Below are 14,888 nucleotides of genomic sequence, written 5' to 3'. Positions count from 1 at the left end.
TCATCCTCGTGGCTGCCGGTGCGGTTCTGGCTGTCGTTGTCGAGCAGGCGCCGACCGGCATCCTTCCAGGTGGCTTGTGCGCCCTCGAGCCGGATCTCGTCGGCCGTCTGGATCTCCAGGATCCGGTCGCAGCGCAGGCATGAGACGCGCATAAGAGGCAGCGAAATCTCCGACAGGCGTCGCTGCTGGATCGGCACCCGAGCACGGGCGCCGGCGCTCGGATCGGTCAGGACGGATTGCCAGTATTCCTCGGGCATGTCGGTGCGCAGCCCCGCAGCGCCTAACCCGGAACTCGGAGCGTGAGCCGGCGGCGTCGCTGATGGTAATTCGATGGTCACGAGATATGATGGCCTTAGGACGTCGCCAAACATTACGTCAAGAGCCCTCAAGACGAGGATTCTAGGTCCGGCAAGAGACTATTCTCCTTGAGCAGACGACGGTAAGTATCCAATTCCTCCTGCAGCGCGAGGAAAGCCGCCTGACTCGCCGAGACTTGCTGCTTTAGTTCCCGAATGCGCTCGTCCTGCGCGATGATGAAGGACTTGGCCTTCTGCTTGATTTTGTTGGCGTGCTGATCAGCTCGCGAAATGACAGCATCGATTTTCAATTGAGCGGCGGCGTTTGCCTCCATCGTCTTTTCGGAAACATATGCTTTTGCGTGAGCCTTCAGTTCGCCGGTTTGTTCTTCGAGGCCACGGTGCGCCAACGCGATCGCCTCGGTCTGCCGCTGCCGCTGCTTCCACTCTTCTCGGGACAAGCGCTGGAGGCGCGGTCCGAGGCGGGTCAGACCGCAGCGGACGCCGACATGCTCGTAGTAGTCATTCTGGAAGCACCGCATCTCGGCCTTATAGGCCGCCGTCTGGTCGCGCGGGCTGCCGCCGTCGGCGTCGCACTTGTTCGCCGCACGATAGCCGGCATGGACGCTCTCGATGCGGAGTCGACCATCCGGGTCGAGGTCGGGCACGACAACATAGTGCAGGTGGGGACGATCCTCGTCCAAATGTTCGACGACAGTCTTGAGCTGTTCGCCCCATTGGCGCTTAAGCCACTGGATGGTGATTTCCCGCCAGTAGAGATAGTGCTCCATCGCTTGCGGGTCAGCGCGCACTTCGGAGGTGTGTACCGGCCACGTGGCGACGCCGACCAAGATCACGAGCGCGGTGACGCTCAGCTTTCGTCCGATCTTGTCGACGGCTTGTCCTGCGCGCTCGGTGGCCAGCGAGAAAGCCGCGACCGGATGAATGCCGAATACCACGTTGGGGGGCTCGGGAACGGATACGTGGCTGCACGCGCCCGGCGCACGGATCATCTCGTTGAGAATGCCGTCCATGGAAACCTTGCGCACGGAGCTGTTCTTCTTGTGGGCACCGCGCCGGGAATAGGCACCGGCATGAGTGAACTGATATCCAGGCATGGTGATCTCCTCGTCTTGCCCAGCGTCGCCGACGCGCTTGCAATTTGAAAGGCTTCCTTTCTGAGAATCGCTTTTTGGGACCGAATCGATCCACCTAGTCGGTTCACTAGGTGGATGGCCGACCGCCGCTCTGACGGGGACCCGGCCGACTCCAAGGCGCTGCCGGTTTTGGAGCGGGCAATGCTGCTCATCGCTGAGTGGGCCTGCCAACCGTTCGATCCTTCATCAGGGTCGTCGGCCGCCAGATGAAGCCGCAGCAAGCGGCCAACGCCAAGGCCAGCCGACCCGCTCTGCCGAGGGACCCTTGCCACCCGGCGGCCGACCCCCCAAGCGATGGCCGGCGTGCTCGCCTCGATCGCCCGCCTGCAGCCCGGCGCCATTTCGCGGCCGCCGTCGTCGCCCAGAGGCCGGTCGATGCTGGTCGCTCCGGACCCGGCCTAGCGCTAATCGTCGCAGGGTGAGGGAGGACATGGCCGCCTCACGGCAAAGTGGCTGTCGGTGTTCGCGCCCGCAGCTGGCTCCATGTCGCGTGCCTGCGTGGCGACGTCTCTGAGATGCTTGAGGTCGTCCCCGTGGGGCGCCTGTACAATTTCGAGATTGGGACTGGGGCGCTGCCACAGGATGGGAGGGCGAAGCATGGTGGACGATCGGCCACATCCGGGTCAAAGGCGCTCCTACCGGCAGTCACTCGACGTGCCAACCGACGCCGTTCCTGTGCCCGCATTCGCGCGCGCTTCTTGGAAATCCGATCGTTAACGTACGGTGCCCGTGTAACATAGCGTGCGATAGTCGAGCTAACCTTGAGCAGAAAGCTCTCGCCGTCGCTTATTTCGGGCGCTTGCAACATGCGACACTCATCTGCTACACCGGACACTCGTCGCACCGGTTGATGTAGTGTATTCAATGGCTTGCTGGCGTCTTGGTTCTGGCTGCGTACCCTCCCGCCCCAGCCAGGCAGTCCGTGCATTCGGCTTTGTCTGCTAATTTATCGCGAAAGGCCGACAATTTACCGGCTTTCTTGCATCCGGAGAAATTCTCCGGGCGGCGAAATCTGCTCCAAGGACCCTCAAAATCCCAAAAGTCTCCCGGCGACACCCGGAAAATTTCCTTTTTCGGGAGACTACCACCAGAATTAGCGGACCGCGGCTTGCTCAGTATTCGACATCACCTCTCAGCGTGAGCGCAGAGACCCGGCCTGATGGGTGCAAATGACCGGACGAATGCTGTGGCGGTGCCAGGCGCACGGTCTTGCTATGCCCAGACGCCATATGGAAATAATTGTCATCGGGCAGGAATTCGTTGTCCGCGATTTCAATGAAACGTGTTGCCGTGGCGGCTTGCAGATCGAGAAAGAAACCTGCGTCGTCTTCACGAAGCACCGCGTCGATTGTCCCGTCAACCGTTGAGGTCGGGGGGCAAAGAAAATGAAAGGCCTCTCGAGGTCGATCGGAGTCCTCGGCTGCGAACGTTGCATGCACGGTGTCATGCGCCGCTGGCCCAAAGCGATAGCAGTGACCGGCGTCAAAGAATCGGTCGAGTATCTCGAACGCTCCGATGGAAAGTGCCGCATGCGGCGCGATGGTCACATTGCGCTCAGCTTCGATCACCGGCGTTTTGCCGTCTCTCAGGCAACGCAAGGCCAGCTTGCCCGTGACACCCCGCGGCGTGTCGTTGACGAGATGCAGATAAAGTCCGTTGGTGCCTTCGTCGGTGATCGACAAGCGCAGCGGAAGCGAGGCGCGACGCAGGGCGTAGAAGGCCGCTTTCGGACGGCCGTCGCAATCCAGCAATCCCCAGCCAGCGCCGGGCTGCAGGTCGCGCCAAAGCCATATTAGGGCGCCGGAAGTGATGGAGGCCGGGCGGCGCCATTCATCGATCGTCCGTTCGATGACCTCGGCTGAGATCGCGCGCGAAAGTTCGCGCCAGCGCCGGGGCTCGCGGGCGCGCAGGCTGCGGCCGTCCTCGTTCCACAGCGCCTGAAGATAATGCTCGCGCACATCGTCGAAATCCCAGGACGCGCCGCCGTCGCGCGGCACGCCCGCGAGCCAGCGTTCCGGATCGCTGGCGGGATCGAGCCGATGGCCTGCGAAGTGGCGATCGTCCGGCAGGTTGGCGAAAGCGAGGCATTCGGAGGCAAAGCGGACATTGGCGCGGCGCGCGTCGTCGAGGGGCCGCAAATAGGCGCCCACGCCGTAATAATGCGACGGGCCAGCTTCGGCCACAAAGGGCAGCGCACCGCCGGACGGCGAACCTGGCACGTAGGCGACGTCACTCCAGCGCGCCAAAACTTCGGGAATGACGGTTTCCGCCAGCGGTACGTCGCGCATCTGGCGCGGCAGGCCCATCATCGCAGCCTGCTGACCAACCTCGCTGCCGCCTGATATCACGATCAGTGACGGCGACGTGCTGAGCCGGCGAGCGACCGTCGTGATTTCGCTGCGGATGATGTCAGCAAAGGCCTCATCCGACGGGTAATCAAAATTGGCCATCATGACGTCCTGCCAGACCATGATGCCGAGTCTGTCGCAGAGGCGGTGAAAAGCCGGGGTCTCATAGACCATGGTGCCGCTGAGACGGACCATGTTGAGGCCAGCCCTTTGCATCAGGCCGAGGTCCTGCGCGTAATCTGCTTCAGATGCCTGAAGGCCGACCACGACGATCGGCGTCCAGCATGCGCCGCGGCAGAACATGCGGACGCCATTCACCTGCAGGGCGAAGCCATTTCCGTCCGGTCCGCGGTCGACCTCGACCCGGCGAAATCCAACTTCTCCAAGATCGACCCGGACGGCACCGATATCCATCGTCACAGCATGGAGCGTCGGAGTGCCATGGGTGTGAGGCCACCACAGGTCGACATCGGGGATCCGCAGCGTACCTTGCCAACGCGTCGGCTCTGAGGGCGGCGCTTCCGTGTCGAGCGGTCTCAGCGGCGCCTCCGCCCCGGCACAGCGCAGCACCGGCGTCACGCCTTCGGCCACCCCTGACACATCGAGCGCGAGCGTCAGAACGCCTTCGTTTTCTTCTAGCCGGCTGCGCAGATCGACTTTGCCGGCGCGAACAACTCCCTCCTCGATCAGCAGCACGGACCGGTACGGGCCGACCACATCGACGGGCGGGCACCATCCCGGCATATGCCCGATCAGCGTGGTGCGCAGGAAACGCAGCCGCGGCTCCTCGATCATCATCGTCTTCCAGCGTGCCCGCGGACCTTTCGTTCTTGCCAGCACGTTGCGGAGGCTCCTAAAGGCGATATGGATCCAATGCTCACCGCCGAGGTCGATATCCGCCTCATACGGCTCGAACATCGAGCTGCTCGTCAGGATGAGCCTGTCGTCAAGGAAAACCTCGGCGAATGTCGCGAGCCCCTCAAATCGCAGCTTGCGCTTGCCGCGCCCATTGACGCGGAGCCGGTACCAGACGTCCTTGTCGTGCAGCGGCTGAGGGTCATCAAAACTCCATTCTCCGAGGGCCCGCAGCGCGCCAGCGGCTGTCCCGGGGACAATAGCAGGCAGCCAAACTGCCTCGCTCAACCCGTTGGGTTCTTGCCATGCCTGAGGGGGCGAGAGCGCCAGTTCCCAGCCGCTGTCGAGCGGCTGCACCTTGCGTCCCGTCATGGTGCGGATGTCGGTCATGGCAATAAGCAGGCCGATCAAGTCATAGGAACATCGCGCCGCGATGCGGGCCGGCATGGGTGGCGATCACGCTGCGGCGCCGCAGGCAACGAACCCGTTCATGAGGCTGTCGAGGGCGATGTCGTAATCGGTCGCGAGTTGCCGAATTGAATCCGTCACATCAGGAACTCTGCCGCGAGCGGAGGCGCGAGCGAACTGAAACTGTAAAACCTTGGTACCGCCAGCGATTGCCTCCGCGGCCAACCTGGCGCGCTCCAGCGCCGGGTCACCCTGCTGTTGCAACCACGCCAGATAGGTCGCGAGCAGCTCGAAATTCGCGCCAGCCTGACGCAATGTGCTGAAGGCGTAAGTGTGAAACCACTCGGCAGGCCGTCCCATCAGCCGGGCGATGTCGGCGTCGATCACTTCGCCCCATGCCGTGAATGGATTCTGCGACGGACGGCGACGCAGATGTTGCGCCAACAGCGCGCGAGACATTTCGATCTGCTCGTGTGCCGACGGCGCCGGACCGAACTTGATGAATTCGACATACGGAAACAGCGGCAGACCGTTATCACGCACGGGCCGCATCAGCGCGTCGAAATCCTCGCCTTCGAGACGGAAGTAGCCGGCATTGTGAAAGTAATCGAGCCGGCGGTTGACTGAATCGAGCACGTTGACGCCGATTGTCGTTTTGCTGTGGCTGTGGCGATAGGTGATACCGCGGGTATCCGGCAGATAGTAAGAATCGACTTCGATCAGCGGCAGACGGCCACGCGCCAACTGCAGGCGCGCGTGATCTTCCAACTGATCGAAAATCGCGAGTTCCAGAATCTCCACGTTGTACAATAGCGCGAGATCGGCGGGCGGAATCTTGAAAAACGTGAATTGGTCGCCCTCGTAATCCTGCGCGACCGTGAAAGCCAGCGCGGCCCGGGGATCATGTCCGCGCTGGGCCAACACTTCGATCAACAGATCGACGTAGCAGTTGGTCTCAGGCCAATTGCGCGCGGGATCATGCAGCCCATGCCGCGCATAGGTTGCGGGATCCAGTCCGTCGATGGCGCAAGCGGGTTGCAAGCCCTAGCCCCACAACACGCGGCGAACATCCGCCGGCCACGCTTCGACCTTGGTGCCGTGGTGTCGGAACAGCGCCAGCGCCGTCCGCTCGAGGCCGAATCCGACGCAAGCCGAATGCGCGACTTCGCCGCCCGCGAAATGCATACCCCACAGGCTGCCGAAATGGTTCTGGTGATAGTTGAACGACAGGCACGCCGTCGGATTTTCATCGCTCGTGACCGGGATCAGCAATTCGAACTTCAGCCCCTGGTCTCGCTGGCTCGACGCCAGGACACGGCCGGTGCGCCCGAAGAACGGGTCGTTGGCCACATCGATGACGCAAGGCAGACCCAACGAGGCGATCAGCTTTTCACCGCGCTCGAGCCAGGTGGCCCGGAAAGACGTCACTTCGTCGGCAGTGCCGATACGGACGAATTCTCTCATCCGGAACAGCTGCATCCGCGCCGGATCCTTCGAAGGTTCATGGCGGAAGCAGTAGGACTTGAGATCGAAGAGCCGACCGCCTTCCGGCACCGGCCCCGCCGCCGCGACGGTGGGATACAGCGGGTAGCAGGCGGCCGGCGTCAGAGCGACTTCAGTCGCATCCTGCATCTCGGTCCAGTCTTCGCCCCGCTCGATCATGCCGACGAGCTTGGCGTGGTCGGTGTTATCGCCCATGAAAGAGTGGACGCAGCCGGCCAATTGCGGAAAGCTCTTCAGGTAACCGGCTTTCTCAAGATTCTTGCGCGGCATGCCCGGTGGGAAGTGAATTCGCGTGGCCTGATCGCCAGCGGCCATTTTTGTCACCGCGTTTTCGATCCCGTCGATAACTTCTTCGAACACACCGGCGCGGCCATAGAGACCGTCGACGCCGGTTTTGATCAGGATCGACTCATCGAACAAAGCGGTGAGAAATGCTTCCGGGCTTTGCACGAGCTTAGCAGGCGCGTTCATCACGATCACTCCAGACCTGAGTCAAATCGGCCCGCGATAACCAAGCCGGCGGTGTTGGCGAGGATACGATCGTTCGCCACCATCAATGGCGCCGACAACACATCCCTGAGATGGCGGCCGACCGAGAATGGACCGTCGTTGCGATAGCCGGCGATGCCGGTCACCATCAGCGCTTCACGAACGACATCGACGGCCATGTTCGAAGCCATGACCTTGAGATTATTCATCTCGATCGCGAAATTGATCGAGCTGAGATCATCTTCGTTGCCCTTCGCGGTCTCGAACCGCTCTATATGGGCGACGAGCGTCGACTTGAGCGTCTGCAATTTGGCGGTGGCCTCAGCCAGCCGAGCGGCGCCTGGCAGCGGCCCCGCGAAATCGGACGGCATGCGCCGTGCCGTTGCCCGAACCGAGGCGTGCGCGCGCGACAGGGCATCGGTCGCGATCCCGAACCAGACGCTGGCCCACAGCAGATGCGCGGTGGCGAGCATCGATTGCACTGCGATCTCGTGGAACGGCTTCGGAAAAATCTGATCGGCTCCAGCCGTGGCCGTTAGCAGGAAACCTTCGGAGCAGGTTGCGCGCATGCCCAGCGTATTCCACTCAGCGGTGCGCTGAAGTTGATAGTCGCCACGCCGCAACGCGATCAGCACCTGGTCTGACCCGACCGACGCCGGACCGCGGCGCGCGGTCGCCATGATGATGTCGGCTTCCGTGGCGTAAGACAGGACACTCGCCTGCTTGGTCAGCGAAACCCGGTCGCCCGTCGTCTCGATCGCGCAATTCGAAACCCGCAGATCGCCACCGATACCCGCCTCAGTGGTCGACGAGGCAATCAGTAGCTGCTTTACAGCCACATCGCGCATAAGGGTGCGATGATATTCGGTTTGCATCCCATGGGCGACCAGGCTCGATAGCTTGATCTGATGCATCGCATAAATCATGCCGCTGGCGCCGCAAGCGCCCGCAAGGATCGCGCAAAGATCGGCAATCTTGCGCAATTCCAGTCCCTGGCCGCCAAGGCTTTTTGGCACCATCAAGCCAAGCATACCGTTACGGCGAAGAGCTTCGAATGTTTGGGCCGGAAACGTCGCAGTCCGGTCCGCAACATCGGCATTTTGCGAAGCGACGTCGGTCGCAACCCGCTGCATCACGTCACGCCATGACGCAGCTTCGAGCACGTTAACGCCGTCCTTCACCGCGCTCGGCATCATGATTTAGACTTTCTGAGAGGCGAGCTGCTCGACAGCAGAAATTAACCCACCAAGCGTCGCAAATGTTTTGCGAGTCAGAAGACTATTGGGAAATTCGATATCGAACTCCTCCTCGATCGCCAGCATCAGCTGAACGGACCCGAACGACGTCATGCCCGCATCGAACAGGTTATCCTGGTCGGACATGCTATCAACGGGAACTGGGAGAAGGTTCATCGATCCGACAATGGCGCGCACACGATCACGCATTAATGTTCTCCAAGCGTCAAAAGCCTGCCGCTTCGCCAAAGGCTGGGAGCGGACTCAAAGTTATATGCAGGAAATAGCAGGTAAATGTGTAGTGATCTAAATCATTCTCAAGCGCGGCGGATCGTTTCTATATCAAGCTTAATAAAATGAAGATGCAGTTACGAAAAACGACGCTTTCCTTAAGTGCCTTTTCCCGCAGGCGGAGGTCAGGACTGGCGGGTTCGAAGACGGTTGTGCAACATAGCCCACCATGATTAGCGAACAGCTAATAGAGGCGAAGCATGCACCGCTGAGCACATGTTAATGATGGATTACGATATGGGATGACATCTTCGTCGCCCCTGAGCTAAGAAATAGCCGATCCGTATGAGCGACCACCTCACGGGGAAATATCGGAAATTTTGGCCCATTGGACGGACGAACCGGATTGGGCAAACTGTGATAGTTGCAGGATCATGACTTCCCGACATGGCACCCCGGTCACGTTTGACACTTTTGGCGGGTTCTATCACGCAGGCTGCATCGACCGGCCAGGGCGCAAGGCGGTGCTGTTGCTGGCGCCTTTCGGATACGAGGAATTGTGCACCCGCGCTACATGGCGGGCTTTGGCCGAGAATATTGCTGCGGCTGGCCATGCCTGCCTGAGATTTGATTATCCTGGCACCGCAGATGCCCTCGATCCTGTTGGCGACCCCGACGGCATCTCCGACTGGTTCGTTGCCGCCCGTCACTGCATGGCATTCTTGCGAGAATACAACCCGGGCATCGAACTCGTTCTGGTCGGACAAGGCCTAGGCGCAAGTCTGGCCGCTCAACTCGGAGCCGAATCGCCCGACGTCGCAGCGACCGTCTTGATGGCGCCGTTAGTAAAAGGTCGCTCCTATCTCCGGGAGCTTCAAGCCTGGTCGCGCATGCTGACCGAGCGGATGGGCATTGGGCCCGACCCATTGGCCGACAACGGCTACGGCGTCGCCGGCTTTCCGCTGGCCGGCAGCCGTGCCGCAGCCATCCAATCCATCGATCTCACTCAAACAACTCAGTCTCCTTCCGCAAAGGTCCTTTTGGTCGAGCGCAGTCAGAGTTCTCGCGATAGTTCGATTGGCAACCACCTGAAGACGCTCGGAGCCGATGTTTCGTCCATCGACTACGCGGGTTATGAAATGATCCTGCAGGATCCGACTCCGGCTGAACCGCAGCTAGGCACGTTGAGACGCATCGTGTCGTGGATCGACGACCTCGCGCATTTGCCGATGGCAGGCGTCAATGTTTCGGCCAAGGAAATGGAGCCCGCGCGGCCAATCGTCGGTCCTCGCTTTGAGGAATTACCAGTTCGATTCGGGCCGGACGAGCGGCTCTTCGGCGTCCTGTGTCGACCGCTGGACCGAAAGCCTTCAGCCATCGCGGTGCTGGCTAATTCGGGGCGCGACTATCACGTCGGCTGGGGGCGCGCGACAGTCCTACAGGCTCGCGCACTCGCCGAGCGCGGGATCGCCTCGTTTAGGTTTGACGCAGGCGGCATCGGCGACAGTCCGGCTTCGGCAAGCGCGCCGGCCGAAGTGCTTTATTCGGAAGAGCAATCAGCTGACGTGCGGCATGCGATCGACTATGTCGAGAAACTCGATGCCGGCCCGATCGCCTTGGTCGGACGCTGCAGTGGCGCTTACGCCGCGTTCCAGGTCGCGGTGCAAGACGAGCGCGTTCGCAATGTCGTCGTTATCAACATCATGCGTTTTGTCTGGGACCCCAGGGAAACCGTTGCAGAAGCGGTGCTGTCGGCCCATCGAACCATCAGTGGTTCCGTTGCGATGCTGTTCAGAAAAGAAAGCCTGAGACGAGTGCTTGCGGGCCATTTCCGCGTCAAAGCGCCGGTTATCTTTGTGTTAAAACGCCTTGTTCGGATCATCTCATCGAGTGCTGGCCAGATCCCTGCGGGCGAGTCCGACCAGACGCTCTACCGCGAAGGCCATCGCCGTTTCCAGATTCTTGAAAGCCGCGGCGTTCGCCTAGCGATGTTATTTTCGGAAGGTGATCACGCGCTGGGCGAATTCCGCACATACATGGGAAGGAAGGGGAACCAGCTACGCCGCTACCCGACGGCTTCGGTTTCGATAATTCCTGATGCCGACCACAATTTCACGCATTTGGATGCGCGCGCGCGACTAACGAACGTCTTGTGTGACGTACTCGCGGCACCTTCGTCACTGCCATTCCGCGCGTAGCATTGTCAGGCTGCCAGGTTTTCCATGAGATGTGACCAGCGTTGGTCTATTGGCGTGTCTGCGAATATCTGCAATTCAATCGGCCGGCCTGCGAATGCTGTTCGCGAGACCCGTATAGATGCAGTTGACTGCTGTTGGCATCCCCATCGGGAGCCGGGGCGGTTCCCATCGGTCGATTATACGAATGACCGGGTTCTTAGCGCTTCCATTGGCTAATTTTTAATCGCCCTTGTCTACGCTTTTGAAATGAGCATTGGTGAATTCCTCAATTGGGCTATGCCGCGTCCGGACAAGACGACGAGGCCCCGCGGCGTTGGCGTTGAGGCCAATCCAAGAATTGTCCGGTCGCTGAACTACGGCGCTGCGATCCTCGTCGTGATTGTTTTAGTTACGACCGCGGCCATAGTGGCAACCATGAGACAACGGGCCATTTCGGATGCAGCCCGCGAACTCGAGAGCCTCTCGATGGTCTTGGCCGACCAGCTAGATCGCAATTTCCAGTCGATAGAACTCGTCGAACAGGCGTTGCTGGTGGACTTGAAACGCGAGTCTCTCGCTGGTCCGGACGATTTCCGGTCGAAATTCGGAGATGAATCGACGCACCGCATGCTGGTGCAGCGGAAGGCCCCGTATCCGCACATTTCTGCTTTGAGCCTCCGCGACTTTGACGGCGAAATCGTAAACTCGACAGTCGAGTGGCCCAGCAAGCGCGGCCTCATGTCGCCTAATCCTGCCGCGTTGCTGCAATTGGATAAGGCAACAGCCTTGGTGGGGCCGCCTACGCGAAGTCCCGTCACCGGCAAGTGGGCGATCTATCTGGCACAACGCGTGATTTCTTCGTCCGGCGACTTAATAGGTACCATGTTAGGTACTGTGCAGGTGCAATATCTTGAGGACTACTTCTCGAAGATAAGGCCGAAACACGGCAGTTCCGTTGCCCTGTTCAGGAACGACGGAACGCTGCTGGCGCGACATCCCTCATCCAGCGCGGCGATCGGGAAAGTGTTCACCAGTGCGGATCTCGGCCCTGAAGCCCTGAATGCCGAATTCATCGACCTCCGCCGACAAAGTCCGATAGACGGCGAGGACCGTCTGATTGCGGCGCGTCGGCTTGCCCACTATCCGATCTCGGTCATGATGACGACGACGGTCGAGGAAGCCTTGTCCGGCTGGCACACGACGTCGCTTTATCTGGCGGGTGCCTCGACGATAGTCGTGTTCGCAATTGCAATCATCGTCGCGCTCGGCCGGCGTCAGTTTTTGGGCCAGGTGCGTAGCCAGAACATGCAGCTTGCGGCAGCCCTGGACAACATCTCGCAAGGCCTGATCATGCTGGACGCCGAGGCACGTCTTCTGATCTGCAACAGGCGATACGCTGAGATGTACCGGCTTCCGCCAGAACTGACGTCCGCAGGCACTTGCCTGCTAAGCATTCTGCAATGGCGGAAGTCGCAGGGCATGTTTTTCGGCGATCCGGAGAGGCAGGTTGCCCACCTTGTAGCAAGGACCGGCGTTCAGACCGAGAGCAGGGACATGCGCACCGACGAGGGCAGGTCAATCTCCATCGTCAGCGCCAGTATGAATGGCGGCGGCTGGGTCGCGACGCATGAAGACATCACGGACCGCAACCGCAAGGAAGCATCGTTCCGGCTGTTGTTCGAGAACAATCCTGTGCCGATGTGGGTTTTCGACCAGGGCACACTCGAATTCATCGCGGTGAACCAGGCGGCGGTCGACGGATATGGCTACACCAAGGAACAGTTCGCGGCGCTCAAGGTCACCGATGTGCGTCCGCCGCAGGCGCGGGAGCAATTTGCGAAGTGGGCGAAGGACATCCCCCGTACGGACCGCGCAAATCGTATGTGGCAACATCAAACCCGAGACGGACGGATCATCGACGTCAATATCTCTTCGCAGGCGCTGGAGTATGATGGGAGAAACGCAAGGCTTGTAGCTGTCCATGATGTGACCGAGCAGAAGCGAGCGACCGAAGAGCTAACCAAGACAAGGAGATTTCTCGACGTCGTCATCGAGAACGTTCCACTGCCCATCATCGTGAAGGACGTCCCATCAGGCACGGCGAAGGCCGAAAACTGCACGATCGCGCTGGTCAATAAGGCAGCGGAAGAGCTTTACGGCATCGACCGGACACACTGCATCGGAAAACGCCTGAACGAGGTATTTCCCGAGAAAGTGATTATAAATTCGATTCGTCTCGATGCCGAGGCGCTTGCTTCGGACAAGCCGCTGCTTTCGGAAGATGTGACCCGCTTCAGTAGCTCGAAAGGGACGCGCATCCTGGCGTCGCGGAGGCTTGCCATCCGGAGCGAGAGTGGCGAGGCCGAGCACCTGCTCGCGCTCGTCGAGGACGTGACGGAAACGCGCGAGAATGAGCGGCGCATTGCGTACATGGCGCATCACGACGTCCTCACAGGCTTGGCCAACCGCGCCGCCTTCGATGAATGCTTCGCGGCTACCCTCGGCGGTGCTGCGGAGGCGCGTGGCCAAGTAAGCCTCCTTTGCATGGATCTCGATGGCTTTAAGGAGATCAATGACACCTACGGGCATTCTGCAGGCGATGCTGTGCTGCGCGAGGTCGCTGCAAGACTTAAAGTGAGCGGGGAAGGAGCCTTCATCGCACGGTTCGGCGGCGACGAGTTCGCGCTTATCGTCGCCGATGACACCGATTTTGCGGTCTCCGGGGCGCTCTCGTCGCGGATCCTCGCCGCAATGCGGTCGGAATTCCGGATCGGCGAACACCGGCTTGAAGTGGGCGCGACGATAGGAGTCTCCCAGTATCCGGCCCATGGGACCGATCCCGAAACCTTGCTGGGCAACGCGGACGTCGCGTTGTACCGCGCGAAGTCGGCAGACGCTGGTACTGTGCAGTTTTTCTCGCATGAGATGGGCGCCCAGGTCCGTGACCGCCGCGTGCTCCAGGACGAACTGCGCCACGCCGTCGCCGCCGGCGAGATCTCCGTACATTACCAGCCACAGTGCCTGGCCGACGGCTCGGTGATCGGGTTCGAGGCGCTCGCCCGCTGGCGGTGCCCGAAGCGTGGTCCGGTATCGCCGGCCGTCTTCATCGAAATTGCAGAGGATTCCGGCCTCATCCTTGCGCTAGGGGAGTCAGTACTCCGTCAGGCCTGCCAAGAGGCGGCCCGATGGCCTGAACCGCTTAAAGTCTCGGTCAATGTATCCCCGCGGCAATTTCGTCACGGCGACCTTCCCAGGCTGGTCCATACCGTGCTTCTCGAATCGGGCTTACCGCCGAGCCGGTTGGAACTCGAGATTACGGAAGGCGTCCTGATCGGAGATTTTTCGCGGGCAGTCTCCGTGCTCAATAGGCTGAAGGCCTTGGGGGTCGATATCGCCCTCGATGATTTCGGAACCGGCTACTCATCGCTTTCCTATTTGCACTCGTTTCCGTTCGACCTCATCAAGATCGACCGGGCATTCGTTTCGGACGTGCAGACGAACCGTCATTCGTCCGCCATCGTCAAGGCAGTGATCGGCCTGGGCCGAAGCTTGGGAGTCCCTGTGTTAGCCGAGGGCGTCGAAACGGAAGAGCAGCGCACCTTTTTGTTTGAAGCGGGGTGCGATGCCGTCCAAGGCTATCTGACGGGCCGTCCTGCGCCTGCCGAGGCCTATGCTTGGCTCTTGCAGCCGGACGTGTCCCGGCGCGCGGTCGCGCTCGGTAACAGGTCGCTGACCGACACCGGCGGCTAGCTCTCGGATGCCGATATCATCATCGCCTTGGTCGATTGTTCCCGTCCGGCCTGTCGTTGATGTCAATGGGTCGCATCTTCGCTAAAGCCATTCAGGCGCGCGACGAATTCCTCCACCCAGAGGTTCTCCTCCAGCAAACGCACAGCGTTCAGTTTCGCCTGCTCGTCGTCGGATGGAAGAGGGATCGAGGGCACAGGTTGAACGGCGTCGCGGCAAGTCATCTTGGCTGCCGGTTGAGAGATTCCCAGGTTCGCAGTTGACGCTCGGCCTCGTCGGCCTCGGCGGGCGTGATTGCATCGCGCAACAAGCGTGAAATGCGCCAGCCATCCAGGTCTCCGGGGCGACCGACGGCAACCTTGCGTACCTGGTAAGCGAGTCCGTGCAGCCGCTGCAAACGGGCGGATTTCGCGAGACTGTGGTCCATTGCTAGCCGCCCTTG

Annotated in this window: 10 protein-coding genes and 1 pseudogene; 2 read left to right on the top strand and 9 right to left on the bottom strand. The window is 60.7% G+C overall.

Annotated elements, in window-relative coordinates; translation table 11 throughout:
* The 7 genes and pseudogenes from JWR89_RS07810 to JWR89_RS07780 form a co-directional block, all read right to left on the bottom strand.
* Positions 1 to 257, bottom strand: a pseudogene (locus JWR89_RS07810) (hypothetical protein); the annotation flags it as partial.
* Positions 258 to 385: 128 nt separating this feature from the next.
* On the bottom strand, positions 386 to 1,414 hold the full coding sequence (locus JWR89_RS07805; protein WP_299713946.1) for a hypothetical protein: 1,029 nt from the start codon (positions 1,412 to 1,414) through the stop codon (positions 386 to 388).
* Positions 1,415 to 2,565: 1,151 nt separating this feature from the next.
* Entirely contained in the window at positions 2,566 to 5,103 is a 2,538-nt protein-coding gene (locus JWR89_RS07800; RefSeq protein WP_299713943.1) for a glycoside hydrolase family 2 protein, read from the bottom strand.
* Between the two features lie 9 nt (positions 5,104 to 5,112).
* On the bottom strand, positions 5,113 to 6,105 hold the full coding sequence (locus JWR89_RS07795) for a DUF1839 family protein (RefSeq protein WP_299713940.1): 993 nt from the start codon (positions 6,103 to 6,105) through the stop codon (positions 5,113 to 5,115).
* Positions 6,106 to 6,108: 3 nt separating this feature from the next.
* Positions 6,109 to 7,038 (bottom strand): amino acid--[acyl-carrier-protein] ligase, encoded by a 930-nt coding sequence (locus JWR89_RS07790; RefSeq protein WP_299713937.1) that lies wholly within the window; start codon positions 7,036 to 7,038, stop codon positions 6,109 to 6,111.
* Positions 7,039 to 7,043: 5 nt separating this feature from the next.
* Positions 7,044 to 8,249 carry an acyl-CoA dehydrogenase family protein gene (locus JWR89_RS07785; protein ID WP_299713949.1) on the bottom strand — a complete coding sequence of 402 codons (1,206 nt, stop codon included), beginning with the start codon at positions 8,247 to 8,249 and terminating at the stop codon, positions 7,044 to 7,046.
* Between the two features lie 6 nt (positions 8,250 to 8,255).
* A complete protein-coding gene (locus JWR89_RS07780; RefSeq protein ID WP_299713935.1) occupies positions 8,256 to 8,501 on the bottom strand; it encodes an acyl carrier protein in 246 nt (81 codons plus the stop codon).
* Positions 8,502 to 8,956: 455 nt separating this feature from the next.
* Here JWR89_RS07780 and JWR89_RS07775 point away from each other — a divergent pair, with 455 nt between their 5' ends.
* Entirely contained in the window at positions 8,957 to 10,720 is a 1,764-nt protein-coding gene (locus JWR89_RS07775) for an alpha/beta fold hydrolase (RefSeq protein WP_299713934.1), read from the top strand.
* 246 nt (positions 10,721 to 10,966) lie between these two features.
* Entirely contained in the window at positions 10,967 to 14,449 is a 3,483-nt protein-coding gene (locus tag JWR89_RS07770; RefSeq protein WP_299713932.1) for an EAL domain-containing protein, read from the top strand.
* 62 nt (positions 14,450 to 14,511) lie between these two features.
* Here the strand turns inward: JWR89_RS07770 and JWR89_RS07765 are convergent, their stop codons facing one another.
* Together JWR89_RS07765 and JWR89_RS07760 are read right to left on the bottom strand one after the other, a co-directional pair.
* On the bottom strand, positions 14,512 to 14,670 hold the full coding sequence (locus JWR89_RS07765) for a hypothetical protein (RefSeq protein WP_299713930.1): 159 nt from the start codon (positions 14,668 to 14,670) through the stop codon (positions 14,512 to 14,514).
* On the bottom strand, positions 14,667 to 14,873 hold the full coding sequence (locus JWR89_RS07760) for a hypothetical protein (RefSeq protein WP_299713927.1): 207 nt from the start codon (positions 14,871 to 14,873) through the stop codon (positions 14,667 to 14,669). Before JWR89_RS07760 ends, JWR89_RS07765 begins: the two co-directional genes overlap by 4 nt.
* Between the last annotated feature and the right edge of the window lie 15 nt (positions 14,874 to 14,888).

Origin of the sequence: Tardiphaga sp. (assembly GCF_028290785.1) — a bacterium.
In the GTDB taxonomy this organism is placed as follows: domain Bacteria; phylum Pseudomonadota; class Alphaproteobacteria; order Rhizobiales; family Xanthobacteraceae; genus Tardiphaga.
This window is presented reverse-complemented; position numbering and strand designations above follow the sequence as displayed.

Coding starts and splice junctions, on each gene's coding strand:
- JWR89_RS07770 (WP_299713932.1), top strand. CDS start 10,967: ATGAGCATTGGTGAATTCCTCAATTGGGCTATGCCGCGTCCGGACAAG.
- JWR89_RS07805 (WP_299713946.1), bottom strand. CDS start 1,414: ATGCCTGGATATCAGTTCACTCATGCCGGTGCCTATTCCCGGCGCGGT.
- JWR89_RS07790 (WP_299713937.1), bottom strand. CDS start 7,038: ATGAACGCGCCTGCTAAGCTCGTGCAAAGCCCGGAAGCATTTCTCACC.
- JWR89_RS07785 (WP_299713949.1), bottom strand. CDS start 8,249: ATGCCGAGCGCGGTGAAGGACGGCGTTAACGTGCTCGAAGCTGCGTCA.
- JWR89_RS07780 (WP_299713935.1), bottom strand. CDS start 8,501: ATGCGTGATCGTGTGCGCGCCATTGTCGGATCGATGAACCTTCTCCCA.
- JWR89_RS07760 (WP_299713927.1), bottom strand. CDS start 14,873: ATGGACCACAGTCTCGCGAAATCCGCCCGTTTGCAGCGGCTGCACGGA.
- JWR89_RS07800 (WP_299713943.1), bottom strand. CDS start 5,103: ATGCCGGCCCGCATCGCGGCGCGATGTTCCTATGACTTGATCGGCCTG.
- JWR89_RS07765 (WP_299713930.1), bottom strand. CDS start 14,670: ATGACTTGCCGCGACGCCGTTCAACCTGTGCCCTCGATCCCTCTTCCA.
- JWR89_RS07775 (WP_299713934.1), top strand. CDS start 8,957: ATGACTTCCCGACATGGCACCCCGGTCACGTTTGACACTTTTGGCGGG.